The organism is Flavobacterium zhairuonense (assembly GCF_004352915.1).
GTDB lineage: Bacteria > Bacteroidota > Bacteroidia > Flavobacteriales > Flavobacteriaceae > Flavobacterium > Flavobacterium zhairuonense.
This window is the reverse complement of the sequence record NZ_SJSY01000074.1, coordinates 1-24609: the sequence shown is the minus strand read 5'-3', so window position 1 is coordinate 24609 and position 24609 is coordinate 1. Positions and strand designations below refer to the sequence as shown.

The 24609-nt window shown below is 34.1% G+C and carries 22 protein-coding genes; 7 read left to right on the top strand and 15 right to left on the bottom strand.

Annotated elements, in window-relative coordinates; genetic code table 11:
* The first annotated feature begins 13 nt into the window (after nucleotides 1–13).
* From EYY60_RS14450 to EYY60_RS14430, 5 genes are all read left to right on the top strand, one after another.
* Complete coding sequence (locus tag EYY60_RS14450) at nucleotides 14–370, top strand: DoxX family protein (protein WP_132990032.1); 357 nt, start codon at nucleotides 14–16, stop codon at nucleotides 368–370.
* Between the two features lie 33 nt (nucleotides 371–403).
* Complete coding sequence (gene aqpZ / locus EYY60_RS14445) at nucleotides 404–1111, top strand: aquaporin Z (RefSeq protein ID WP_132990031.1); 708 nt, start codon at nucleotides 404–406, stop codon at nucleotides 1109–1111.
* A gap of 228 nt (nucleotides 1112–1339) precedes the next feature.
* The gene (locus EYY60_RS14440) at nucleotides 1340–2167 is read left to right on the top strand and encodes a sterol desaturase family protein (protein ID WP_132990030.1); all 828 of its coding nucleotides are present in this window, start codon (nucleotides 1340–1342) and stop codon (nucleotides 2165–2167) included.
* Between the two features lie 122 nt (nucleotides 2168–2289).
* Nucleotides 2290–2568 carry a DUF2805 domain-containing protein gene (locus EYY60_RS14435; RefSeq protein WP_115886476.1) on the top strand — a complete coding sequence of 93 codons (279 nt, stop codon included), beginning with the start codon at nucleotides 2290–2292 and terminating at the stop codon, nucleotides 2566–2568.
* Between the two features lie 99 nt (nucleotides 2569–2667).
* Nucleotides 2668–4527 carry a M61 family metallopeptidase gene (locus EYY60_RS14430; RefSeq protein ID WP_132990029.1) on the top strand — a complete coding sequence of 620 codons (1860 nt, stop codon included), beginning with the start codon at nucleotides 2668–2670 and terminating at the stop codon, nucleotides 4525–4527.
* A gap of 110 nt (nucleotides 4528–4637) precedes the next feature.
* On the opposite strand, the gene EYY60_RS14425 is transcribed toward EYY60_RS14430, so the two are convergent.
* The 13 genes from EYY60_RS14425 to EYY60_RS14365 form a co-directional block, all read right to left on the bottom strand.
* Nucleotides 4638–5081, bottom strand: coding sequence for a hypothetical protein (locus EYY60_RS14425; RefSeq protein ID WP_132990028.1), 444 nt, complete (start codon nucleotides 5079–5081; stop codon nucleotides 4638–4640).
* A 78-nt stretch (nucleotides 5082–5159) separates the two neighbouring features.
* On the bottom strand, nucleotides 5160–5489 hold the full coding sequence (locus EYY60_RS14420) for a hypothetical protein (RefSeq protein ID WP_132990027.1): 330 nt from the start codon (nucleotides 5487–5489) through the stop codon (nucleotides 5160–5162).
* A gap of 61 nt (nucleotides 5490–5550) precedes the next feature.
* Nucleotides 5551–7878: a GH92 family glycosyl hydrolase gene (locus EYY60_RS14415; RefSeq protein ID WP_132990026.1), complete on the bottom strand. Its 2328-nt coding sequence runs from the start codon at nucleotides 7876–7878 to the stop codon at nucleotides 5551–5553.
* A 335-nt stretch (nucleotides 7879–8213) separates the two neighbouring features.
* Nucleotides 8214–8822: a GNAT family N-acetyltransferase gene (locus EYY60_RS14410; protein WP_132990025.1), complete on the bottom strand. Its 609-nt coding sequence runs from the start codon at nucleotides 8820–8822 to the stop codon at nucleotides 8214–8216.
* 306 nt (nucleotides 8823–9128) lie between these two features.
* Entirely contained in the window at nucleotides 9129–9485 is a 357-nt protein-coding gene (locus EYY60_RS14405) for a hypothetical protein (RefSeq protein ID WP_132990024.1), read from the bottom strand.
* A gap of 88 nt (nucleotides 9486–9573) precedes the next feature.
* On the bottom strand, nucleotides 9574–10752 hold the full coding sequence (locus EYY60_RS14400; protein ID WP_132990023.1) for an AIR synthase related protein: 1179 nt from the start codon (nucleotides 10750–10752) through the stop codon (nucleotides 9574–9576).
* Nucleotides 10753–10941: 189 nt separating this feature from the next.
* A complete protein-coding gene (locus tag EYY60_RS14395; RefSeq protein WP_132990022.1) occupies nucleotides 10942–12420 on the bottom strand; it encodes a carboxypeptidase-like regulatory domain-containing protein in 1479 nt (492 codons plus the stop codon).
* A 74-nt stretch (nucleotides 12421–12494) separates the two neighbouring features.
* Entirely contained in the window at nucleotides 12495–13871 is a 1377-nt protein-coding gene (locus EYY60_RS14390) for a CsgG/HfaB family protein (RefSeq protein ID WP_132990021.1), read from the bottom strand.
* Between the two features lie 56 nt (nucleotides 13872–13927).
* Nucleotides 13928–14395 carry a curli assembly protein CsgF gene (locus tag EYY60_RS14385; RefSeq protein ID WP_132990020.1) on the bottom strand — a complete coding sequence of 156 codons (468 nt, stop codon included), beginning with the start codon at nucleotides 14393–14395 and terminating at the stop codon, nucleotides 13928–13930.
* A gap of 71 nt (nucleotides 14396–14466) precedes the next feature.
* Nucleotides 14467–15204 carry a CsgE family curli-type amyloid fiber assembly protein gene (locus EYY60_RS22295; protein WP_162847888.1) on the bottom strand — a complete coding sequence of 246 codons (738 nt, stop codon included), beginning with the start codon at nucleotides 15202–15204 and terminating at the stop codon, nucleotides 14467–14469.
* A 4-nt stretch (nucleotides 15205–15208) separates the two neighbouring features.
* The gene (locus EYY60_RS14375; RefSeq protein ID WP_132990019.1) at nucleotides 15209–15691 is read right to left on the bottom strand and encodes a hypothetical protein; all 483 of its coding nucleotides are present in this window, start codon (nucleotides 15689–15691) and stop codon (nucleotides 15209–15211) included.
* A gap of 66 nt (nucleotides 15692–15757) precedes the next feature.
* On the bottom strand, nucleotides 15758–16381 hold the full coding sequence (locus tag EYY60_RS14370) for a hypothetical protein (RefSeq protein WP_132990018.1): 624 nt from the start codon (nucleotides 16379–16381) through the stop codon (nucleotides 15758–15760).
* Between the two features lie 398 nt (nucleotides 16382–16779).
* Nucleotides 16780–18969 carry a glutamine synthetase III family protein gene (locus EYY60_RS14365; RefSeq protein ID WP_132990017.1) on the bottom strand — a complete coding sequence of 730 codons (2190 nt, stop codon included), beginning with the start codon at nucleotides 18967–18969 and terminating at the stop codon, nucleotides 16780–16782.
* Nucleotides 18970–19397: 428 nt separating this feature from the next.
* Here EYY60_RS14365 and EYY60_RS14360 point away from each other — a divergent pair, with 428 nt between their 5' ends.
* Nucleotides 19398–20414, top strand: coding sequence for a glutamine synthetase beta-grasp domain-containing protein (locus EYY60_RS14360; protein WP_132990016.1), 1017 nt, complete (start codon nucleotides 19398–19400; stop codon nucleotides 20412–20414).
* A 184-nt stretch (nucleotides 20415–20598) separates the two neighbouring features.
* Nucleotides 20599–21573 (top strand): TerC family protein, encoded by a 975-nt coding sequence (locus EYY60_RS14355; protein WP_132990015.1) that lies wholly within the window; start codon nucleotides 20599–20601, stop codon nucleotides 21571–21573.
* 75 nt (nucleotides 21574–21648) lie between these two features.
* On the opposite strand, the gene EYY60_RS14350 is transcribed toward EYY60_RS14355, so the two are convergent.
* Nucleotides 21649–22164: a hypothetical protein gene (locus tag EYY60_RS14350; RefSeq protein WP_132990014.1), complete on the bottom strand. Its 516-nt coding sequence runs from the start codon at nucleotides 22162–22164 to the stop codon at nucleotides 21649–21651.
* Nucleotides 22165–22382: 218 nt separating this feature from the next.
* Nucleotides 22383–24609, bottom strand: a 2227-nt coding sequence (locus EYY60_RS14345; RefSeq protein ID WP_132990013.1) for a T9SS type A sorting domain-containing protein, incomplete at its 5' end; no start/stop codon positions are given.

Genomic DNA, 24609 nt, shown 5'->3' with positions numbered 1-24609 from the left:
ACAACAAGATATCATGAAACAACCTTGGCATTTATATTTAATGGCTTCTTTATATATACTTGCTGGTATCAATCATTTCAGGAAACCGGGAATGTACGTCAAAATCATTCCTCCTTTTTTTAAAAACCCCAAATTAATAAATAATTTAAGTGGATCTGCCGAAATCCTACTAGGCATACTCCTATTGCTTTCTTTTACAAAAAATTTTGCTGCTTGGGGAATTATTGCACTGCTAATTGCCGTATTTCCAGCAAATTTATACATGTACCAAAATAAAAAAGCGAGTTTTAATTTACCCAAATGGATTTTATTTGTACGTTTGCTCTTACAAATTGTTTTGATTTTATGGGCATACCAATATACCCTTTAACGATCGAATCTATTAATTTAAAATTATTTAATTATGAAAAAATTATTTGCAGAGTTTTTTGGAACTTTTTGGTTAGTTTTTGGAGGTTGCGGAAGCGCCATTTTTGCAGCTGGAATTCCTGATTTAGGAATTGGATTTGCGGGAGTTGCTTTAGCTTTTGGTTTAACGGTTTTAACAATGGCATATGCTGTTGGACATATTTCTGGCGGACATTTTAATCCCGCAGTTTCATTTGGGTTATGGGCTGGCGGAAGATTTTCAGCCAAAGATCTTGTTCCTTACATAATTGCCCAATGCGTTGGAGCAATTGCAGCGGCCGGAACTTTATACACAATTGCTTCTGGAAAAGCGGGTTTTGTAATTGATAATACAAAAGCGGGGGCATTTGCATCAAACGGTTTTGGAGCTTTTTCTCCTGATGGCTATTCTTTGCAAGCTTGTTTTATCGCAGAATTTGTATTGACATTATTTTTTCTTTTAATTATTCTGGGCGCAACTGATAAGTTTGCAAACGGAAGATTTGCCGGAATCGCAATTGGTTTAGGCTTAACTTTAATTCATTTAATTAGTATTCCAATTACAAATACTTCTGTAAATCCTGCTAGATCTCTATCTCAAGCTATTTTTGTTGGAGGCGAACCATTATCTCAAGTATGGTTATTCTGGGTAGCGCCAATTCTAGGAGCGGTCGTAGCCGGATTTATCTATAAAAACTTACTGCAAAATCAAGCAGAAGCATAATTTTAATTCAACCAAAAACATTTACGAATCTTAAAAATTTAAAAGTTACCTAATATCCTATAAAGAGAAAAAAGTTCTTAATGAGCTTTTTTCTCTTTTTTTGTTTTCTCAAAAGCAGTCCAAAAAAGCACTAATAACAACAAAAAGCACATAAAAACTCATATTTCATAAAATTTAAATTGTTATTTCATCAATTTCATTACATTTGAAGAAATACATTATTGAATTATGAATGCTATAATTGATTATTTCAGTACAATTCCCTCTTCACATCGAAGCTTAATTTTGATTGGTGGCATCACTATTTTTTGGCTGATCGAAAATGCCTTTCCGCTTTTTCAGATGCGTTATAAAAAATGGCATCATGCGGGAATCAACATTTTTTTTACGCTTACAACCATAATTGTCAACTTTGTATTAGCCTTCATTCTAATCAAAACTGCTTCTTGGACAACTGAAAATCATTTTGGGATTCTAGAATGGCTTCCTGAAATTCCCATTTGGCTCTATACGATAATAGGCTTGCTTTTACTGGATTTAATTGGTGCTTATTTGGCTCATTTTGTTCAACATAAAGTAAAATTTTTATGGCGTTTTCATTTGATCCACCATACAGACACTTGGATTGACACAACTTCGGCAAACAGGCACCATCCGGGAGAAAGCGTTATTCGATTTATTTTTACAACTTTAGGCGTTTTGATTGTTGGAAGCCCAATGTGGATGGTTTTTCTATATCAATCATTGTCCGTAATAGGTTCTCAGTTTAATCATGCTAATATTTCGCTTCCGGATAAGTTGGATGTTTTTTTGAGTTATTTTATTGTTTCACCAAATATGCATAAAGTACATCATCATTATGTACTTCCATACACCGATAGCAATTATGGAAATATTTTTTCAATTTGGGATCGTCTTTTTGGAACGTTTACCACTTTGCCAAAAGACCAATTAATTTATGGAGTAGATACCCATATGAATCCCGAAGAACACAACAAATTGGGAAATTTATTGCAAATTCCTTTTCAAAAATCAAGATCAATAAAAAACAGTTAAAATCAGCAAAAAAAAATAGTTCGGCGAACCAAGTAATTATTTTTTTTATTAATATTGATATATAAAATGAAAATCAATCTATTATTAATCATTAACCTCTATTTTGAATTAATTTTCACGAGATGAAAAAGAGTAGCCGCAAAGAATTGAATTGGGAACAAACAGAAAGACTTGTTTCGTTAGCTTTAGAAGAAAAAAATCCATTTGAAATTATAAAAAAAGAATTTGGATTAGCAGAAAAGGAAGTTCTGGAAATCATGAAGAAGAAAATGCCTCTTGAAAAATTTGAGATGTGGAAAAAGAAGGCAATTGCAAATAAGCCAAAACCAAAACCAGTCAAAATTGATGACTTCGATGAAGACTTGGACGGAAAATATTATATAAAGAACAAACTAGACTAATACAAAACTCCTGAAATTCAGGAGTTTTTTTTTATTTTTATATAAAATGTAACAATTTGATAATTTAGAAGTCAAATACACATAACTAAACGCGAACAAATGAGAAAAATAATTTACACCCTTGCTCTTGCTGTAACATTTTGGAGCTGTAAAACGGGAAGCACATCTGGAGATGCAAAAAGCAAAACTGTCGATGTAAACATTAACCTTGTAGATGTTAAAGACGACAAAGTCTTGGTAACTGTAACACCTCCGGCAATTAAAACGGACGAAGTTATTTACAGCATCCCAAAAACAGTTCCTGGAACTTATTCAACAGATAATTACGGTAAATATTCTGATGGTTTCAAAGCTTTTGATGCCAAAGGAAATGAGCTGACTGTAAAAAGAATTGATGATAATTCTTGGTCAATTTCGAATGCAAAAACACTTAAAAAAATCACTTATTTAGTTGGAGATACTTTCGATACTGAAAAAGGAACCGGATTTGGAAATGACGATGTATTTTCACCAGCAGGAACAAACATTAACGCGGGTGTTAACTTTATGGTCAATACGCATGGTTTTGTAGGTTATTTTCAAGACAAGCTAGATGTTCCTTACAAAGTTACTATCACGCATCCTGAGACACTTTGGGGCGCAACTTCAATGACTGATACAGACGACAGCAAAACAAGCGACGTTTTTACAACGCCTCGTTATGCAGTTTTGGTTGAAAATCCAATTATGTATTCTAAACCAGATTACACGACTTTCAATGTGAACGGAATGGATATTTTGATTGCAGTTTATTCTCCTACTGGAAAATTTACTGCTGAAAGCATTACGCCTGAAATGAAAACAATGATGACGGCGCAGAAAAACTTTTTAGGGAAAATCAATTCTACTAAAAAATATACTGTTTTATTGTACTTGTCAAGCCTTGCAAAAGATGATGCACATGGTTTTGGAGCTTTAGAGCATCCAACAGCTACAACGGTTGTTTTGCCAGAATCTATGCCAAAAGAAAAACTGGTAGAATCAATGAAAGATGTGGTTTCTCATGAGTTTTTCCATATTGTAACACCATTGACAATTCACTCAAAAGAAATTCAATATTTTGATTATAATGCCCCAAAAATGTCTGAACATTTATGGATGTATGAAGGGGTAACAGAATATTTTGCAAACCTTTTCCAAATCAATCAAGGTTTGATCAATGAAGCAGAATTTTACACTAGAATTGCTGATAAAATCGAGCAAGCAAAAGGCTTAAACGATACAATGTCATTTACTGTAATGAGCAAAAATGTATTGGAACAGCCTTATAAAGACCAATATTTGAACGTATATCAAAAAGGTGCGTTGATTGGTATGTGCATCGATATTATTATCAGAGAAAAAAGCAATGGAGAAAGAGGAATTCTTGATTTAATGCACAAATTATCAAACGAATATGGTATTGAAAAGCCATTTAATGATGATGAGCTTTTTGCTAAAATCACGCAATTGACTTATCCTGAAGTTGGTGAATTCTTAAACAAATATGTAGCAGGAACAACTCCAATTCCTTACGATTTTTACTTAGCAAAAGTTGGTGTAACAAAAGCAATTGAGAAAAAAGCAAGCCCGATATTCTTAAAAGGGCAAACTCCTTATATTTCTGTTGACAAACAAACAAAAGAAATCGCTGTCCGTTCTGATATTCAACCAAATGAGTTTTTCAAAAACCTTAATTTAAAAGGTGGCGATATTTTGGTTTCTATAAACGACAAACCTTATTCTCTTGCTAATATTTATGATTTAATTGGAGAAAGTGAAAACTGGAAAGAAAACGATCCAATTACTGTAAAAATCAAACGTGCAGGAAAAGAAGAAACTATCAAAGGAACTGTAAAATTACCTTATGAAGAATCTGAAACTTTTAAAGCTACTGATGCATCAAAAGAGAAACTTAAAAATGCATGGTTGAAAGGATAAGCTTTTCAGCATAAAAAGCATAAAAAAAACCGACAAGTGATTGTCGGTTTTTTTTATTGTCTTAAAAGAACTTTGTCAAAGTTTAAAACTTTGACAAAGTTTTCGATATACTATTTCTTCACAGGAAATTTCCAATCAAATTCGTCTTTATCATTTATGATTGCTCCTATTTCGAATTTTACAACTTCGTCAAATTCTGTTTGAAGAATAAACCAATTGTCTTCGTTGAAGTAATTTTCAAAAGTGTCAAAAGTCTCTTGATTGAATTTTGTGATTCCTTTTGTTGCCAAATCTTTCTTTACATCGGCAATTTTTCTTCCGATTAATTTGAAACCAAAAACTTCTAGATCATTGCTTGAAGCTACTGCATAACCAAATTTAAAATCTTCTTCTTGATAAAAAGTCAATCTGATTTTATGTGCATTGTACACAAAAATCACATTTTCATCTTCATCTTTATAGTTTTTATCAGGTTTTCCTAAAACAGCCGTTACGTCGTTCTGCTTCATTCCGAAAAGCAATTTGTCAATTCCTGATTTTAGATTTATTTTCATAGTTTGTTTTCTTTATTTGAAATGCAAATTTCGTGAAGTTTTTATAAATTATACACATATTTCTTTTTATTAAAAAAATTAATGTTGAATGCGCCCAACTTTTTTGGCAATTGTTATATAATCATCCGATTCAACAAAATCTACAGCATCTAAAATTATTTTTCTCAAAGAATCTTTTTTATCATCAGCTATTTTTGCTCCAAATTTTGCATTTTTTATTTCTAAAAGTAAGTCTTTTTCTAGCTTAGATCGAATCTCTACTTCTTTATCATTTAAAATTAGACTTCCCGGAATTAGCATATGATCTACTTTTCTTTTATATTCCAAAATAACTTTCTGAACAAATTTGACTTCAAAGAAAATAGATTCTCCTTTTCTTATCTTTAAAGAGATCGTTCCTCCATCCATGTAAAGCCCAATGTCCTCGATAATTAAATCGTTTATGATCATATACTAAAACTTAAAGAAACTAATATTTACTCTTATTTGGTTTACTACTCATATAAAACGTTATTTTTCCACCATTCATCACATCAGAATGCTTCAAGAAAGGTTTTGAAAGCTCTTTTCCATTTAAAAGAACTTTCGAAACAAATACATTTTTATCGGATTGGTTTACGGTTTCAACTTCAAAGCTTTTTCCGTTTTCTAAATTGAAAATAGCATTTTTTACCAGCGGACTTCCCAATGCATATTCGTCAGAACCAGGCGCAACTGGATAAAACCCTAAACTGCTAAAAATATACCAAGCGCTCATTTGCCCAAAATCATCATTTCCGCCCAAACCATCGGCTCCGTTACGATACATTTTTTTCAAAATCATTCGGATTTTATCTTGTGATTTCCATGGAGAATCTGTCCAATTGTATAAATAAACTACATGATGCGAAGGTTCATTTCCGTGCACATAATTTCCGATAATTCCGTCTCTGGTAATATCTTCTGTATTTTCGAAATATTTATCTGGAAGATGCATGTTGAATAAAGAATCCAAACGAACTTTAAATTTTTCATTCCCACCCATCAGATTAATCATTGAAGCTGGATCTTGCGGCACATACAAACTGTAATTCCATGAATTTCCTTCAATAAAACCTTGCCCATGCGTATCTAACGGATCAAATTCTTTTTTGAAAGTTCCGTCATTCAATTTTGGACGCATGAATCCTGTTTTTTCATCATACACATTTTTAAAATTCTGAGACCTCGCGATGAATTCATTATAAATGTCAGTCTTTCCTAATTTCTTCGCTGCTTGCGCAATTGCCCAATCATCGTATGCGTATTCTAAAGTCTTTGAAACTGAAGAACCATTTTTATCTTCAGGAACATAACCCATTTTCATATAATATTCCAATCCATCGTAATAAGGAACTTTTGCAGTATTGACACATGCTTGAAGCGCCTTTTCAGCATCAAAATTCACATTTCCTTTTACAATTGCATCGGCAACTACTGAAACCGAATGATACCCAATCATGCACCAATTTTCATTGGCATAATGCGACCAAATTGGAAGCATTTTATGTACACTTTGATCCGAATGTGCTAACATTGAACTCACCATATCAGCGTTGCGAGTTGGCTGTATAATATTAAAGAAAGGATGCAAAGCGCGATACGTGTCCCATAACGAATAACTAGTATAATTTTTAAATTTATCAGCTTTATGAACATTCATGTCCAGTCCTTTATAATTCCCATCAAGATCCATATATTCTGTTGGACCTAAAAAGGCATGATACATTGCAGTATAAAAGTTTACATAATCTTCTTTTTGAATGGCTTCAATCTGGATTTTATTCAATTCATTGTTCCAAACTTCCTGACTTTGTTTTTTTACTTTTTCGAAATCCCAACCCGGAACTTCTTTTTTCATATTTTCTAATGCTCCAGCCGAACTTACTGGTGATAAAGCCATTTTTATTTTGATTTTTTCTCCTTCTTCGGTACTAAAATCAAAGAACAATTTTAAGTTTTGTCCTGCCATTTCTGGAAAATTTTTCGTTTGATCAAATCTTCCCCAGAAGCCTCTGTAAACACTTTTTTCTTGAGCGGCTTGCCCATAACTTTTAATTGGTTTATTGAAAGACATGGCAAAATAAACTGTTCTTGTGCGCGCCCAACCATTTGTCTGACGATAACCTGTTATCAAAGTATCATTTTCTACACGAACAAATGTCCAAACGTTTTTCTTATCATAATTGTAAATTCCTGAAGTCAAATCCAAAATAATATGCGCTTCATCTGATTTTGGAAATGTATATTGATGCATTCCAACTCTTGTTGTTGCAGTCAATTCGGCTTTAATTTTATGATCTTCTAAGAAAACACTGTAATATGCTGGTTCTGCTTTTTCTGTAGTATGAGAAAATGCAGATCGATAACCCGATAAAGGTTTTGAAGCAACTCCAGGATTCAATTGCAGTTTTCCTGTTGTAGGCATAATCAAAAAATCACCTAAATCTGAATGTCCTGTTCCACTGAAATGGGTATGACTGAAACCTACAATTGTTTTGTCTTCATATTGATAGCCTGCGCAATATTTATAGACTTCGCCATTGTATTTTCCATTCAAGCCGTAAGCAATTGTATCAGTTTCTGGACTCAGCTGAACACTTCCAAAAGGAACTGTTGCACCTGGATAGGTATGCCCCATTCTTGCTGTTCCAATCATTGGATCTACATACTGAATTAAATTTCGTTTTTCAGCTGTTTTTTTCTGCGCATTTGAAGTGATTCCAAGTATCAAAAATGAGAATCCAAAAAGAAGATTTTTGCAATTTATTCTATTCATTGGGTATTTTTTAAATCATTATATTTTATCCAAAAAAATCAAGAAGCTTCTAAAACGATTTACCTGATTTTTGGTTCAGAAAAATACAACAAAAAATGCTTTTAAAAAATATAAATTTTACCGCAATGTGAACCGGACTGAAGTCCGGCCCTACAATATGAATCGAGCCTAACGGCTCTTTACAATGATTCTGTTCATTTTTTTGATTCTATGAAAAAATGCGATCGATTGAAAAAATATATACAATCAAAAAAAGTTCCGAAGGAACGGTTTATATTGTAGGGCCGGACTTCAGTCCGGTTTAAAAATAGTTTGAGCCTTTGGCCACTTTTATATTATAGTTTGTTTTTAAGGTTTTCTTTTACCTCATCAAACCATTCGTTTTTAAGGATGCTTAAAACTATTGAATCACGTCGAAGATTGCTATCTCGTGTTGGCATATTGCTTCTTAAAACGCCTTCGACTTTACAGCCAATGCTTTTCATTGCGGCAATACTGCGTTCATTATTATTGTCGGCGCGAAATTCTACTCTTTCTAATCCTAAAGTTTCGAAAGCAAATTGCAGAAGCAAAAATTTGCAGTGTTTGTTTAATCCGGTGCCTCTAAAAGCAGATCCGTACCATGTGTAGCCTAATTGCAGTGTTTGAAATTCAAGATTTATGTCATAAAAACGCGTAGAACCTGCATATTTCTGAGATTTTTTGTCGAAAACAATAAACGGAAATTCTTTTTTGGCTTCCCTTGCTTTTATTGCCAATTGAATATAATTAACCAAATTTTCTTTTCCTTCAGCACCAACTAAAGAGTATTTCCAAGTTTCTGGTTCGTTGATGGAAATTTCTAACAGATTTTCAACGTCTGATTCTTGAAGCGGACGCAATAAAACGAAATCATCTTCTAAAATAATAGTATCTATAAAATTGAAATTTGATGTTGTATTCATAATTCATTTTTCGTTATTAAATTATTTTCGTCTATAAATATAAAGTCCCTACGGGACAAATAAAAATCGCAAATCATTTTTTCTACCGATATATAATCTCTACGAGATATTTATTATAATTTGTATACTCCCGTTAGGAGTAAAAGATTGGTAAAAACAAATACCACTACATAATCTCTACGAGATATTTATTATAATTTGTGTACTCCGTTAGGAGTAAAATATTGGTAAAAAACAAATCCAAAAATAAAAAAAGTCCCATAGGGACTTAACTTTTATACTATAATTTACAAAAATCTGAAAAAATCACTCGCTCATTTCATCGTAACGCTCCGGAACTTGTGGATCGTATAACGGGCATTTGAATTCTTCCATTATCGAAACCAATTGATTCATGGTTTTGCCTTCGGTTCCATAGCAATCAATTTTAACGCTTTGTGGTGTTGTAATTACTTGAAAAGCGCCTCTTCCAGCATTATTTTTCCAGCTGTTTTCATCGACTCTTTCCCATTTTGAAAACACTGCATTGATTCTGTTCACGATTACATCAATTTGAAGAACAGCCAGACCATCTACTTCTTCTTTTTCTACAAGAGCTTCATAAACTTCCTGATTATTAAGGTAGATTTCATCTAGATATTTCCAAAAAAGTAATTCGTACATAGTGAAATATTTTCAAACCATATAAGTAATGTAAGTACATATTAAAAATACTAAACCGAACTTATATCACTTATATGGTTAATTTTTTTTAATAATTGAATGTTCCGTATTCGCTCGTAATAGTAAGCTTTTTATCATCTGAAGCCTCTACTCTACCAACGATTTGCGCATCAACATTGAATGATTTTGAAATCTCAATAATGTCTTGTGCAATGTTTTCTGGAACGTAAAGCTCCATTCTGTGTCCACAGTTGAAAACTTGATACATTTCTTTCCAATCTGTTTTTGATTGTTCTTGGATTAACTTGAACAATGGAGGAACTGGAAATAAATTATCTTTTATAACGTGTAAATCTTTTACGAAATGCAAAATTTTAGTTTGTGCACCACCACTGCAGTGTACCATTCCGTGAATATCTTTTGGAGTATATTTATCTAAAATTTTCTTGATGATTGGTGCGTAAGTTCTTGTTGGCGAAAGCACTAATTGTCCCGCGTTGATTGGGCTGTTTTCTACTTCATCAGTCAAATTAACTTGTCCTGAATAAATCAATTCTTCTGGAACAGCCGCATCGTAGCTTTCTGGGTATTTTTTAGCCAAATATTTTCCGAATACATCATGACGAGCAGAAGTAAGTCCGTTGCTTCCCATTCCGCCGTTATATCCTTTTTCGTAAGTTGCCTGACCAAATGAAGCCAAACCAACAATTACGTCGCCAGCTTGAATATTCGCATTATCAACAACGTCGCTGCGTTTCATTCTTGCCGTTACTGTAGAATCGACAATAATGGTGCGAACAACATCTCCAACATCTGCAGTTTCACCGCCTGTTGAATGGATGGTTACGCCAAAAGATTTTAATTCGTTGATTAATTCTTCTGTTCCGTTGATGATTGCAGAAATTACCTCAGCCGGAATTAAATTTTTATTTCTTCCAATAGTTGATGAAAGCAAAATATTATCTGTTGCTCCAACACATAATAAATCATCAATATTCATAATCAATGCATCTTGAGCGATTCCTTTCCAAACTGAAAGATCTCCGGTTTCTTTCCAATACAGATAGGCTAATGACGATTTTGTACCAGCTCCATCAGCATGCATAATTAAGCAATGTTCTGAATCTTGGGTAAGATAATCTGGAACAATTTTGCAAAATGCCTGTGGAAATAAACCTTTATCAATATTTTTTATTGCGTTGTGTACGTCTTCTTTTGATGCCGAAACACCTCTTTGTGCGTACCTTTTGCTAGAATCTGAACTCATGAAACTTAGTTTGTGTTGATGTGGTGCAAAGATAATTAGATTTTTTAATTCTTGGGTTTATACCAATTTAAAATTAGATTTTATTCGAACTTAATCTTCTATAATGAAATTATGTTTTTCATAAAAAAATCGACAGTGAGCAAACTGCCGATTTTTTGACATCAAAATTATTCGAAGATTATGATATTTTTATTTCCAGTCAGGCATCGACGCATTTTGGAACAAAGTTGTCCTTGTACTGTCGTCGGTTGTACTGACGGTTTGTATATTTTTAGCTGAAAGCCCATCATTAGAGGTATTTACAAAAATAACTTTTGCTTCATTTGGTGAAAATTTCACATCGAGGTCGTTAAAACCGTTTTCTTTACCTGATGACAATTCTGCAGATGTATTTGTTGCAACGGTGTAAATAAATATTCTGGAATCCAAACGTCTGTAATCTGCATTTTCAAATCCAGAAACATCTCTGGTATAAACGACTCTTTTATTATCAATCGAAATATCAATGCCGCTTGCTCCTCCAGTTACTCCAGAAAGCACCGTATATAAAACAGTTCCGCTCATATCTATTGCATAAATTTCAACACTGTAGCCTGAAACATCATTTACTTTTAGGATAATTTGGCTTCCATCGCGGCTCCATTCGCATTCTGAAATAAATTTGCCATTTGGAGTTTTAAACAACTGAATCAAACCAGATCCATCGGCATTTATGCGATACAGTTTATCAAAATTTGGATAAATCAACTGACTTCCGTTTGTACTCCACGAATAACTCACATTGTCCATATTGAAACCAGCTATCGGCACAAAATTTGTAATTTTTCGAACATCTGTGCCATCCGGATTCATACTGAAAATTTGATTCAATGATCCATCAGTGCTGATATAAGCAATTCGGTTAATGCTTAAATTTTTTCTCGGTCTAAAACTATTCACTTCTGCTGAAGATAATTGAAGTTCATTTCCGGCATCATCAGCAGTAAAAATTACATTGTTGTTTTTTATCTTTTTCACATACATATATCTCGGATTCGGGAAAGCCAATGTCCTAAACGAATTTGTGACGCTGTTTATAGGCTTGTTGATTCCGTCATCAACACTTACTTGCCAGTAATATTTAGTACTGAAACTTAAATCTTTAATATTTAAAGTTGTTGTTTTAAGATCTGAATACGTTTTTACTTCATCTGTAGTTCCGTTTTTCACCGTAACTGTATAAGTCAACGGATCTCCTTCTGGGTCTTTGGCTGTCCAAGTCAAATCAAGGCTTAAAGCTTGTCCGGTAGAATTGTCTGCAGGCGCTGTAAGTACTGGAATTTCTGGTGGCTTATTTGTTGCAGTTGATATTTCTAACTCAAAAATAACTTCAATTTCGATGTCTTTTTCAATTGTACCCGGTACAAATCTGGCAATAAAACCGTCTTTTTGAGCTTGAAAAGCATATTTTCCCACAGGCACTTTGTCTATTTTAAAATATCCATCTTTATCCGTATAAACTGTGCTTGTTGTTGGGCTAGAAGATACACGAGCATTTTCGATTCCAGCATAGGTACGGACATCAACAACTCTTCCTTTAATTGAACCAGTTCCTGTGTTATCAAACTGCTCTTCACTGCACGAAATTAAAAGAAAAAAGCACGCCAAAATTTTTAATCTTATTTTCATTTGAGACTGAATTTTATTAAACTTATATTGAACTTAATTCTTTAATCATATCTTATTAAAGATTAAAAAGTTGCTTATTTTTTCTTATAATTTGTTTTTTTAGGAAAGTAATATGTCATTCCAAGACCTATGCGGTAAAAATAATCATCCCTGACGCCAGCGACCATATGATCAACATTATCGCTGAATGCCGCATTGAACTCGCCATACATTTTGATTCCGACGTGGGGCGAGACAAGATATTCGACTCCTGCTCCAAATTGCACTTTGCTATGGAAATTTTCCCGATGATGATCAAATTCAAATCCAGTTCCTGCAAAAACAAAAGGAGAAAAAACGTCGCGTGGCAATATGATGCATTCCAGATTTAGATCTAAAGACAAATAGCCATAATCCATATAATTCCGATTTGCCACCTGAAAAGCATTTGACGACGCACTTAAGTTAAATGTGGGGGAGAAAAAAAATTTCATCGCTCCTCTTACCATTGGCATGGGTTTGGGATTTGGATAATCTCCCTGCATAATTGCCGTTCCTCCTACCGCTTCTATACCAAATCTTGCTCTTCTGTTTTCACTTAAATTTCTGTTATACAATTGTGCTAAATCGGCTTCGTTTTTTTCTTTGTCATATTCAGCAACAAAATCATCTATTTGTTTTTGTGGGGCATTTACTTCCCAAAGTTTGTCTTTTATTCCGTCAACTATAAGTCCTTCCACCGCTTTTTCGATAGCTTCTGTAACAGCCATCTGGATTGGCTCATTTCGGGTAAAACCAGTTTCAACTTCCAAAAGCCTGTTTAAATTCACATATCTGAACAAACTTGCATCAATACTTTGTGATAAAATAGTTTTTGAAACATAAACCGTATTTAAGATTTTTCCGTTTGAAGTCGATACTAGTCTCAAATAAACGGTTACTCGGTCTTGTCTGTATTGTGTTGAACCCCCAGCTCCAAAATATCTCGCACCAAAACCTCCTGTAATTATATTTGTATCATAAGAAATAATTCCACCCTCCAACAAAACTCCGGCGAATAAAAGTGGCGTTAAAACAGCTTCATTAGGTTCTGTTTTTGATGCGTATTCCTGACGCGTAGAACGAATAATATTTCTTTCGTTTAAAAGATTTCCCAGATTTTCACGCTCAATAGGTATAAACCATTTTGAATCTTGTAAAGCTTTTATCAAAATAGAGGTTGCTCCTTGTGTTACAGCTGTACTGAAGGTACTTCCTAATTCTGTAGGCTTGTATTGTCCAGTCTGGTCTTTGAATTTATACACCCCTACAACAATCTGTTCTTTGGGTTTTGGCATTTCTACCAATTTGGCAGTGGCCGGAGTGTTTTCTCCATATACGGCTTTTTGCACCCCAACAGGCTGATTAAAATATGCTCCACATCCTGAGAATAGGCAAATTAATAAAAATAGAAAAAGGGGACTTTTATTCATAATCCTCAATTATTTACAATATACTTGAACCTTACTTTTACCTTGAACAATAATTTTTATTGTCCTGGAAGAATTACTTGTGTCTGCTCACCAGTTTCTGTATCTAAAACATCAACTACCAATCCTAAATTAGAATGGTAAATATCAACTGACAACGTTCCAAAAACATAAGTTCCTGGAGAAAGTGTGCCATTTCCTGTTCCAGTGCCCGTACCGGTACCTGTTCCAGTTCCGCTTCCTGTGCCGGTACTGCTTCCAAATTGATTTTCGAATAATGAATTTGAAAGCCTATTTAGCAACTGATTGTTCAAATTGCTTTTGAAACGCTCCAAATCTGTCTGCTGTTTATACTGTGAACCAGTATCTTCCTTATAATCATTCTGAGCTTGAGCCGAGCTTAAAAGCCAATTATAGTTGAAAGTGTCTCCTCCAAAATTTGGATTTGCCGCTTTATATTGAAGGTTTTGCGCAATTGATATTGTACCAAAACCGAGCAAGCAAACGAGTAATGCTATAGTTTTCATATAGATACTTTTTTAGTTTGAATATTAAACAGTAAACTCTTTATCGAAAAAAATATACTCAATTGAAAAGCTTAGTATTGAGTAATCATTTTGTTTTGCTTTTCTAGATCTTTAAAATACTTGAATAGCTTTTGAGAAGCTGAATCTGCCATGTATTTTAAAAAATCTTCATCAGGACGTGAAATAAATTCCTCTATAATATCACTATCTACTAATATTGTAATCTTGGTTGTGCGTCCAAATGTCAGTTCTTCTTGGACTGTTACGATTTTAGTAGTATGAATTTTCAGCTTCGAATATTGTGCATAAAACATATCATAAAAATCATTTCCTAATTTTGTTTTGGCATCGTTGGCGACTATTCCAACCATTTCGATGCCGTCAACAGGGAAAGATTTTCCCGCATCTGATTCAGTTTCTTCATTAAAAACAACTCGGTCTTTGCCAATTATGGCATTTTTTTCATCATAAATCAGCAACATTACAATTACTTCATCCTGTTTGGTATAATTGATTTGCGTTTTAGACAATTCTACCCTTTGAATAGGTTCAAGTGTTACTCTTCCGTCTTGTGCATTAGTTGATTTATTTGAATTTGATTTGTTTTTTTTGAATACGCTTAGTTTGTATGAAATATTCTTGAACTCTGATTTTAAATTTTCTGCAGTTCCGGTTATAAATAATAAATTCTCGATTTCCTTAACTTCAATTTTCGCTTTTACCTCTTTATTATACTCGGTCTGCGAAAATCCGTTTTCAGAAAAAAAAATAAAAAAAGCTGCAACAATTATGTTTAGATACTTTTTCATGATCCTAGCGATTGAATACGTAAATTGTACCAGAATTTCCAGATTGATTGATGATCATATCCTTGGATATTGAATTTGATCCTGTACTGAAAACCGTTAAATTATTGCCTTCTTGATTGACCTTCATCGATTCGACTCCTCGGGAGTACAATGAAACATCATTTATATAATTATTATTACCTGACTGTATATAGGATTGATTTATTTCGTCTGCTTTTTTGTAGACATTCATGTAGTTGTTGTTACCAGTTTGCTGCGCAGTTACATTAGCACTATTACTGATAATAGTTAAATTGGCCTGATTATAACTGCCAATTTGAGTGATTTTGACTATATTATGACTTATAATATATTGATTGGTATTCTGATTTTGATTGCGATTGTTTGATTCATTCATGGCTATAACATAATCATTTATATTCCCATCAATTGACTGTGAGAATATAATTCCTGTAAAAAGAAAATATAGGATTAGTACGGTTTTCATAACTTTTGAAATAATAAAAAAAAGGAAGAACTGATTATATCGAGTCCTTCCTTTTCTTGGTTTGTTTTAGTTAGATTGGATTACCAAGCTTCCGTTAAGTGCTCCAACTTGAGTAACAGTGCTGTCATGGCCCCATCCAAATTGTGCTGTAGCTGCGAAGTTTGCGATTCCGTACTGTTGAATACTAGAATCATTAAACCATCCTGCTTGAACTGTCAAAGCATTATTGAAAATTCCATATTGTTCAGTAGATGCATCGTTACCAAATCCAACTTGAATTGTTGCTTGATTGTTCAGCCAGCCTACTTGAGTAGAAGAAGCTGTATTGAAATCCCCAAGTTGGAAGATATCAGAAGAGTTGTCTTCTCCAAACTGAGTTACATAAGCTTGATTTCCAACCCAGAATCCTTGGAAAATATTTGAATCATTGTCATCTCCAATTTGAGTTACGACAGCAAGATTTCCTGCTCCTAATTGAAGAATTGTAGATTCGTTGTCTTCCCCATATTGCCCAACAAGAGCAACGTTTGCAATACCAATTTGGTCTACATCAGACATATTGTCTTCACCAACTTGAACTACTAATGCACCATTTAATAAACCAGCTTGGTCTACATCACTCACATTGTTTTGCGCAAAGGCAATACCTACCACTAGCATCGCGGAGATGCTCAAAATTACTTTTTTCATAATAAATATATTTAATTGGTTATTAATACAAATTATTATGCAGGTTGTAATTTGGGGAGCAAAAATTGGGGAGTCCTTTTTAATGAAATCTGAGATGAAAATTGGGGTTATTTTCTGATTTCTTTTTCAAAATTAGAAAACTTACAGAAAACCAAAACAGGTATAAATACTTATTTTACAACAACTTAACCCGTTTTTCGACAAACTGTAAAACTATCCCGATGAACTGCTATTTTTGTCTTTTTTATTAGTACGAAAAAGCTTAGTTATAGCAATTTGTTTACATATAAAGACTTGTGCCGCGTTAATGAAATGTTAAAAAAATAATCATTTTAACATTTGGCAAAAAAAAACCTGTCTTAAAAAGACAGGTTTTTTATCTAAATATTTTGAGAATGTTATTTCGTAAACAGCAACTCTCTGTATTTAGTCAGAGTCCAACTTTCATCATCTACTAGTAATTCCAATTTATCACAGTGATTGCGAATATCTTCAAAATATGGTTTTACTTTATTGCAATAAGCCTCTGCCATTTTTTGTGCATCAGTCAATTGATTGGCTTTCTTTCTTTCATTAGTCATTGCCAATACTTTTGAATTAATTCCTTCAATATGTCCTGAAATTTCTTTAATCAAAACAATTTGTTCTTTGGCTAATGCTTCAAAATCTTTTGCAAAAATTTCTTTCAATCCTTTTACATTTTCAATTAAAGTGTTTTGATAGCGAATCGCCGTCGGGATTACATGGTTTCTAGCAATATCGCCTAAAACTCTTCCTTCGATTTGGATTTTCTTAGTATATTCTTCTAATTCAATCTCGTAGCGCGCCTCGGCCTCCACGTGATTAAAGATTCCTAATTCTTCAAATAAAGTCAAAGCTTGTTTTGAAACTTTTGCTTTAATTGCTTCCGGAGTTGTTTTGAAATTGCTCAAACCTCTTTTTGCTGCTTCTTTTTCCCAAGCTTCACTATAACCGTCACCTTCAAAAAGAATCTTTTTAGATTGTTTGATATATTCTCTTAAGACATTAAAGATGGCATCATCTTTTTTCATGTCTTTATTTTCAATCAAGTTCTCCACTTCATTTTTAAAGTCAATCAATTGTTTTGCAACAATCGCATTCAAAGTTGTCATTGCATTTGAACAGTTTGAATTTGAACCTACAGCTCTAAACTCAAATTTGTTTCCTGTAAAGGCAAAAGGCGAAGTTCTGTTTCTATCTGTATTATCTAATAATACGTCTGGAATTTTTCCAACTACGTTTAATTTAAGATCTGTTTTTTCTTCTGGAGAAAGTTTTCCTGTTGTTACACTTTCTAATTCAGATAAAACCTTAGTTAATTGTGCTCCAATGAAAACCGACATGATTGCTGGTGGCGCTTCGTTTGCTCCTAACCTGTGATCGTTACTTGCCGTTGCGATAGACGCTCTCAATAAAGTTTCGTTATCGTTTACTGCTTTAATTGTATTAATAAAGAATGTCAAAAACTGTAAATTGCTCATTGGTGTTTTACTCGGACTCAATAAATTAACTCCAGTATCTGTAGCCAATGACCAGTTATTGTGTTTTCCAGAACCGTTTACACCTTTAAATGGTTTTTCGTGGAATAACACCTTAAAGTCATGACGTTCTGCAACTCTTTGCATTACATCCATTAATAAAGAGTTGTGGTCGACTGCAAGATTTGTTTCTTCAAAAATTGGAGCCAATTCAAATTGATTTGGCGCAACTTCATTATGACGCGTTTTTACCGGAATTCCCAACAACATACATTCCTGCTCTAAATCTCTCATGTAAGTAAGAGCGCGTGTTGGGATTGATCCAAAATAATGATCGTCTAATTGTTGCCCTTTTGCTGATGTATGTCCTAATAATGTTCTTCCAGTCATCATCAAATCTGGACGAGAATTTGCTAAAGCTTTATCAATCAAAAAATACTCTTGCTCCCAACCTAATGTTGCAGTTACCTTTTTTACGTTTTTATCAAAGTAGCGGCAAACTTCTGTCGCAGCTTCATCAATTGCAGACAATGCTCTTAATAAAGGAATTTTATTATCTAAAGCCTCACCAGTATAAGCGATAAAAACTGTTGGAATACATAAAGTTGTACCATATATAAAGGCTGGAGAAGTTGGATCCCAAGCAGTATAACCTCTAGCTTCAAATGTATTACGGATTCCTCCGTTCGGGAAACTAGATGCATCTGGTTCTTGCTGTACTAATTGCGCACCGCCAAATTTCTCAACAGATTCACTTCCATCATAAGAAGTTTCAAAAAAAGCATCGTGTTTTTCTGCAGTTGTTCCTGTAAGAGGCTGAAACCAGTGTGTATAATGCGTCACACCTTTGGATAAAGCCCACTCCTTCATTCCCATAGCGATATAATCTGCCAATTTTCTTTCTATTTTAGTTCCATGCTGAATGGCATCTCTTACTCCTTTCAATGCATCTGAAGTCAAGTATTGCTTCATTGCTTTTTCGTTAAACACATTTGATCCGAAAAGATTTGATTTTCGACCAATTTCTTCAAAATGCACCGGCTTTCTGTTTGAAGCTTGTTGTAAAGCTTGGAAACGTAATGTTGACATGGTATATAAAGTTTTAATTCGTACTAATTTTCATAAAAAAAATGAAGAACAAATATAAACAATAAAAGTGCCTGTTCAGAATATAAATTTGAGTTTTTTGAGCTGTGAATTCTCAACAGATCGGTCTTTTTTCAGAGAATAAGCAAAGTCATTTGAAGAAATATAACAATTAACAGCAATATTCTCTATTAAATAAACATTTTTTCATAATTCCTTAACTCAAAAATTCAAAAATAGTCCTTAATTATTACGAATTTATTTTTTATACGCATCTAAAATTGCTTTTTTAAAAATATACCCCTGCGAAAATTACGCTTCTCTAAAAAATTATACTCTACAAAACAAAATAGCCCCCTAATTTTTAGGAGTAAAAAAATAAATCTATATTTGACCCAGCGAAAAAACAAAAAAAATTAATTTATATTATTATGGCTAAAATTAAGTTAGAGTACATTTGGTTAGATGGATACGAACCAACTCAAAATCTTAGAAGTAAAACTAAAGTTGAAGAACACGAAAATTTCAAAGGAACATTAGAAGAACTTGGAAATTGGTCATTTGATGGTTCGTCAACTAAACAAGCTGAAGGTGGTTCTTCTGACTGTCTTTTAGTTCCTGTTGCAATTTATCCAGATCCAACTCGTATCAACGGATGGTTAGTAATGTCTGAAGTTATGTACGCTGACGGAACACCACACCCTTCTAACGGTAGAGCCACAATTGATGATGAAGATGATGATTTCTGGTTTGGTTTCGAACAAGAGTATTTCATCATGGATACTAAAACTCAACTTCCACTTGGTTTCCCAGTTGGAGGATACCCTGCTCCACAAGGGATGTACTACTGTTCAGTAGGTGGAAAAAACACTCACGGTAGAAAATTAGTTGAAGAGCATGCTGATTTATGTATCGCTGCTGGAATCAACTTTGAAGGAATCAACCAAGAGGTTGCTTGCGGACAATGGGAGTTCCAATTATTCGCTAAAGGAGCTAAAAAAGCTGGAGATGAAATCTGGGTTGCTCGTTACTTATTAGATCGTTTGACTGAGAAATATGGTTACTATATTGAATATCACCCAAAACCTCTAGGAGATACAGACTGGAATGGTTCTGGAATGCACGCTAACTTCTCTAACTCTGTTCTTAGAACTTGTGGTTCTCAAGAAACTTATGAGAAAATCTGTGAAGCTTTCCGTCCTGTTACTAAAGAGCATATCGCTGTTTACGGTGCTTACAACGAGCAACGTTTAACTGGTAAACACGAAACTGCTTCTATCAACGATTTCTCTTATGGAGTTTCAGACAGAGGATGTTCTATCAGAATTCCTTTGATGACTGTTCAAAAAGGTTGGAAAGGTTGGTTGGAAGACAGAAGACCAGCTTCAAACGGAGACCCTTACAAAATTGCTGCTAGAATTATCAAAACTGTTAAATCAGCGCTATAATTCAAAGCTTAAATTATATTCTAAAAAGTGCCAACGTCATTGTTGGCACTTTTTTTATCTATTATTCTCAGTTTTTACATTTCACATCTAACAATTTCACTGAATTTATCAATGCCATTCTTAATAAATTATTTTTAATTTGAACTTCAAAACTTATCTTTGTAGATCATTTAAAAAAATTGTTATGATAGTCTGGTCTCTCTTTTTACTTGCTGTAGTTTTTATTCTTGCTTTAGACCTTGGTGTCTTCAACAAAACCCCTCATATTATCAGTACCAAAGAAGCCAGCAAATGGACCTTGATTTGGGTAACACTTTCTTTTTTGTTTTCAGGAGTAATCTATTGGCTTTACACAACTAATTATATAGAAAATCCAGACAAACTGTTGCCTATGGCAGCATCAATGAAATTCATTACAGGTTATTTAATCGAACTTTCATTAAGCGTTGATAATATTTTTGTGATTGCAATTATTTTTGCCTCATTCAAAATCCCTCAAAAATACCAGCATCGTGTTTTATTCTGGGGAATCCTGGGCGCAATAGTTTTCCGTGGATTGATGATTTTCTTTGGCGTAATGCTGATCAACAAATTCACTTGGACAACGTATTTGTTTGGTGCATTCTTGATTTTTACCGCGATCAAAATGCTGTTTTCTGGCGAAGATGAAGACTTTCACCCGAAAGATTCTTTTGTTTACAAGACATTAGGAAAAATTATGCCAATTACCTCAGAAATGGATGGCGAGAAATTTTTTATTTCAACCAAAACTGCAAAGAAAGCGGCAACTCCATTATTTGTAGCTTTAATTGTAATTGAAGTAATGGACGTTTTATTTGCTGTTGACAGCGTTCCTGCAATTCTAGCCATTACTAAAGATCCGTTTTTAGTATTCAGTTCTAATATTTTCGCTATACTAGGATTGCGTTCTATGTATTTCTTCTTGGCAAATATGCTGGCAAAATTCAGTTATTTAGAATACAGCTTAGTCGCAATTTTAGCTTTCGTAGGATTAAAAATGTTGCTACACGATTGGATTCAAGTTCCAGAATGGGCTTCTTTAGGATTTATCGCCTTGTCACTTCTAGTTGGAGTTTTAGTTTCTCTTAAATTTGGAAAGGAAAAACTATTGACAGATTCTGATATTACTGAGAAATAATCTTTATAAAACATATAATCATAAAAAAAAGGAAATCTTGCGATTTCCTTTTTTTATTTAAACTTCTAATTAAAATTAAAAATTAATATCTTTAACTTGATTTTCATTTAGTTTTAAAGTTTTCATTACATCTAAATAATTTGTTTTATCAACTTTATTAACAAAATCAGCAGGCACAACAACAATTCTAAAAATTTGATTTAATCTGTATGCATCAAGTTCAGGATCATTAAGATTATTTCCATCTAAATAAATGTTTACGTAATTATAAGTAAATACATATTTAAAAGAAAAATCTCTAGTTCCATCATCAAAAAAATAAGTTTCCGGCAAAGCCTGCCACACTGGTCTACCTCCATTATCCAATCCATCATAACGATAAACCAAGACAACATCCGAGTCATATAGCGCAACAGGGAAATTAAATCTTACGCTAAACTGATTATTAGTAGTGAAATTATAAAAATTTGGTGCTTTATTTTCATAGACAGCTCCGATCAACCCTGGTTCTCCCGGAGGCCCTTCAGGCCCTTCACAGCTTGAAAATGCAATTAATCCAATAACAGCAAATAAGGTAAGTATCTTTTTCATAATATATTTTTTAAGGATTATACTATAAAGGTATTCCAAAAACCAAACCAAAAAAAAGAAAAACATGATTTTTCCTCTATTTTTTTAAACCTCACCGACATTTAACAAATCGCTTTACTCGTAAAACACACATAATTAAAGGATAAGCAAAAAATAATTTTCAAAAAAAAGCATCCGCTTTTAACGGATGCTTTAAATAAGATTTATAAATTAATTAATTAATTACTGGCAGAAATGATTTTTTTAGTACTACTGCCTTTACTAGTCGTAATTTGTAGAATGTAAACTTGAGATTTGCCAACGTAGAAATCAATATTAAAGTTGTATTCTTTTCCTAAATAAGAATTTGTATCTGTTTCTGAAGCTAACAATTTTCCTGACATATCAAACAATTCAATTTTAACATCGCTCGCATAATCAAAGTTATAACGAATGGTAATATTATCTTTGAAAGGAACAGGATAAGCATCAAAACTAGGTTTTTTACTTTCTTTAGCAGTGCTTTCTACAACAGCTGTTTCTGTAGTAGTAGGTGCCTGAGCAACTATTGACTCTTGAGTAGCTGTACAAGCAAGTGGTTGAATGTTGTATCCTATTGCGATTCTACATTCATCAAATGCATTGTTTATCAAATCTACCAAGCTTGCTATATCAGAAAGAGAAAGTCCATAAGTGTTTCCACCTCCTAATGCTTGATTAGCCAAGTTAAACAAATCACCAACTGTTTTATCTCCAGCCAGTTTGCTAACCACATTGTTCGGAATAGTGTAATATTTGTATTCATTACTTACTGTTCCGTCAGGATTACAAGAACGTGCTTTTGGAGTTTTAGATCCGCAACCACCTTCAGGTTGAGCAACTGCCAATGTACCTGCCTGCAATTTGAATTTACTCAACTCACTATCAACACCTAAATTAAGTCCCAAAGTAATGGTTTGAGCCAATAAAGTATTATCAAGTTTTCCTTTTTTAAGGTATGATGCAGGCAATGCACCAATATGAGGATTTCCATTTGCTAGCACTTTACTTGCTCCTCCTCCTGGTAAAACTGCTATCACACCATTAATATCGGCTTGATTATTAGATACTAAAACAGATTTTCCAACTAAACCTATTGTCATTGTTCCTCCTGGATAACTACTTAATGCTTTTGCAATAAGAGCTTTGGTTGTGTAAGATTGTCCTCCTACACAGGCCATACCTCCAACATTTCCGTAAGCTCCTTGAGTATAAGTACAAATTGGAGTCGTACATGGAGTGATCAAAAATGTTGATACTTTTTTAATCGTTTCACAATTGTTTGAAACAACATATTCTATAACTAATGCCGTTCCAATCTGAGGTTTCACAAACTGAGATAAATCTGTAGCCTGAACATTTCCTGCACATCCTCCTGAGAATTTAAATCCAGCAATCCATGCTACAAATGCGGCATCTGCATCTTCACCACAAACAACTGTTTTATTTGGCGGACTTAAAACATTAAGCAAATTAACTTTAGTAATGGTGAAATCTCGGCTAATTGTGGTTTCATAACATTTGTCGGTGACTTTATAGGTAACTGTCGTTGTTCCTCCATCGCACAATTTTGGCGCAACCGGACTACCCTGGATAACACCTTTGGCATCACAACCGCCGCTTACTTTAAAGCCTGCTTTGAAAATTTCAAAAGCAGCATCTAATGCGGCCTGATCAGCATAGGCACAAGCAGAAGCGTTTACTGCTGCGGGAGCCTCTGGCGTTACGGCTGCAGGAGCGGTAATCGTGAAGTCTCTACTGATTGTAGTAGTGTAACATTTATCAGTGATCATGTAACTTACGCTGGTAGTTCCGCCCTGACATAAGTTTGGTGCTACCGGATTACCTACAAATGCACCTTTTGCATTACAACCGCCACTTACACTAAATCCTTGTTTGAAGATTTCAAAGGCAGCATTTACTGCAGCCTGATCGGCATAAGCACAAGCCGAAGCACTAAACGGATTCGGTGACACAGGAACAACAGCTGCAGGAGCAGTAATGGTGAAGTCTCGGCTGATGGTAGCAGTGTAGCATTTGTCGGTCACTTTATAGGTCACTGTCACTGTTCCGCCGTCGCATAGTTTCGGAGCCATCGGACTGCCTTGGATCTCTCCTTTCGCATCGCATCCTCCGCTCACTTTAAAGCCTGCTTTGAAGGTTTCGAAAGCGGCATCCAATGCGGCCTGGTCTGCATAAGCGCAGGCTGAGGCATTCACTGCTGTCGGAGCTTCCGGAGTCACGGCTGAAGGGGCAGTGATGGTGAAGTCTCGGCTGATGGTAGCAGTATAGCACTTGTCGGTCACTTTATAAGTGACTGTCACTGTTCCGCCGTCGCATAGTTTTGGTGCAACTGGATTTCCTTGGATCTCTCCTTTCGCATCGCATCCTCCGCTCACTTTAAAGCCTGCTTTGAAGGTTTCGAAA

Bases quoted from the DNA above. Each gene is read 5' to 3' on its own strand.
- EYY60_RS14405 (WP_132990024.1), bottom strand. From the start codon at position 9,485: ATGTACGAATTACTTTTTTGGAAATATCTAGATGAAATCTACCTTAAT.
- EYY60_RS14410 (WP_132990025.1), bottom strand. From the start codon at position 8,822: ATGAATACAACATCAAATTTCAATTTTATAGATACTATTATTTTAGAA.
- EYY60_RS14415 (WP_132990026.1), bottom strand. From the start codon at position 7,878: ATGAATAGAATAAATTGCAAAAATCTTCTTTTTGGATTCTCATTTTTG.
- EYY60_RS14425 (WP_132990028.1), bottom strand. From the start codon at position 5,081: ATGAAAATAAATCTAAAATCAGGAATTGACAAATTGCTTTTCGGAATG.
- EYY60_RS14430 (WP_132990029.1), top strand. From the start codon at position 2,668: ATGAGAAAAATAATTTACACCCTTGCTCTTGCTGTAACATTTTGGAGC.
- EYY60_RS14435 (WP_115886476.1), top strand. From the start codon at position 2,290: ATGAAAAAGAGTAGCCGCAAAGAATTGAATTGGGAACAAACAGAAAGA.
- EYY60_RS14390 (WP_132990021.1), bottom strand. From the start codon at position 13,871: ATGAATAAAAGTCCCCTTTTTCTATTTTTATTAATTTGCCTATTCTCA.
- EYY60_RS22295 (WP_162847888.1), bottom strand. From the start codon at position 15,204: ATGAAAAAGTATCTAAACATAATTGTTGCAGCTTTTTTTATTTTTTTT.
- aqpZ (WP_132990031.1), top strand. From the start codon at position 404: ATGAAAAAATTATTTGCAGAGTTTTTTGGAACTTTTTGGTTAGTTTTT.
- EYY60_RS14420 (WP_132990027.1), bottom strand. From the start codon at position 5,489: ATGGATGGAGGAACGATCTCTTTAAAGATAAGAAAAGGAGAATCTATT.
- EYY60_RS14360 (WP_132990016.1), top strand. From the start codon at position 19,398: ATGGCTAAAATTAAGTTAGAGTACATTTGGTTAGATGGATACGAACCA.
- EYY60_RS14375 (WP_132990019.1), bottom strand. From the start codon at position 15,691: ATGAAAACCGTACTAATCCTATATTTTCTTTTTACAGGAATTATATTC.
- EYY60_RS14365 (WP_132990017.1), bottom strand. From the start codon at position 18,969: ATGTCAACATTACGTTTCCAAGCTTTACAACAAGCTTCAAACAGAAAG.
- EYY60_RS14450 (WP_132990032.1), top strand. From the start codon at position 14: ATGAAACAACCTTGGCATTTATATTTAATGGCTTCTTTATATATACTT.
- EYY60_RS14400 (WP_132990023.1), bottom strand. From the start codon at position 10,752: ATGAGTTCAGATTCTAGCAAAAGGTACGCACAAAGAGGTGTTTCGGCA.
- EYY60_RS14385 (WP_132990020.1), bottom strand. From the start codon at position 14,395: ATGAAAACTATAGCATTACTCGTTTGCTTGCTCGGTTTTGGTACAATA.
- EYY60_RS14355 (WP_132990015.1), top strand. From the start codon at position 20,599: ATGATAGTCTGGTCTCTCTTTTTACTTGCTGTAGTTTTTATTCTTGCT.
- EYY60_RS14350 (WP_132990014.1), bottom strand. From the start codon at position 22,164: ATGAAAAAGATACTTACCTTATTTGCTGTTATTGGATTAATTGCATTT.
- EYY60_RS14370 (WP_132990018.1), bottom strand. From the start codon at position 16,381: ATGAAAAAAGTAATTTTGAGCATCTCCGCGATGCTAGTGGTAGGTATT.
- EYY60_RS14440 (WP_132990030.1), top strand. From the start codon at position 1,340: ATGAATGCTATAATTGATTATTTCAGTACAATTCCCTCTTCACATCGA.
- EYY60_RS14395 (WP_132990022.1), bottom strand. From the start codon at position 12,420: ATGAAAATAAGATTAAAAATTTTGGCGTGCTTTTTTCTTTTAATTTCG.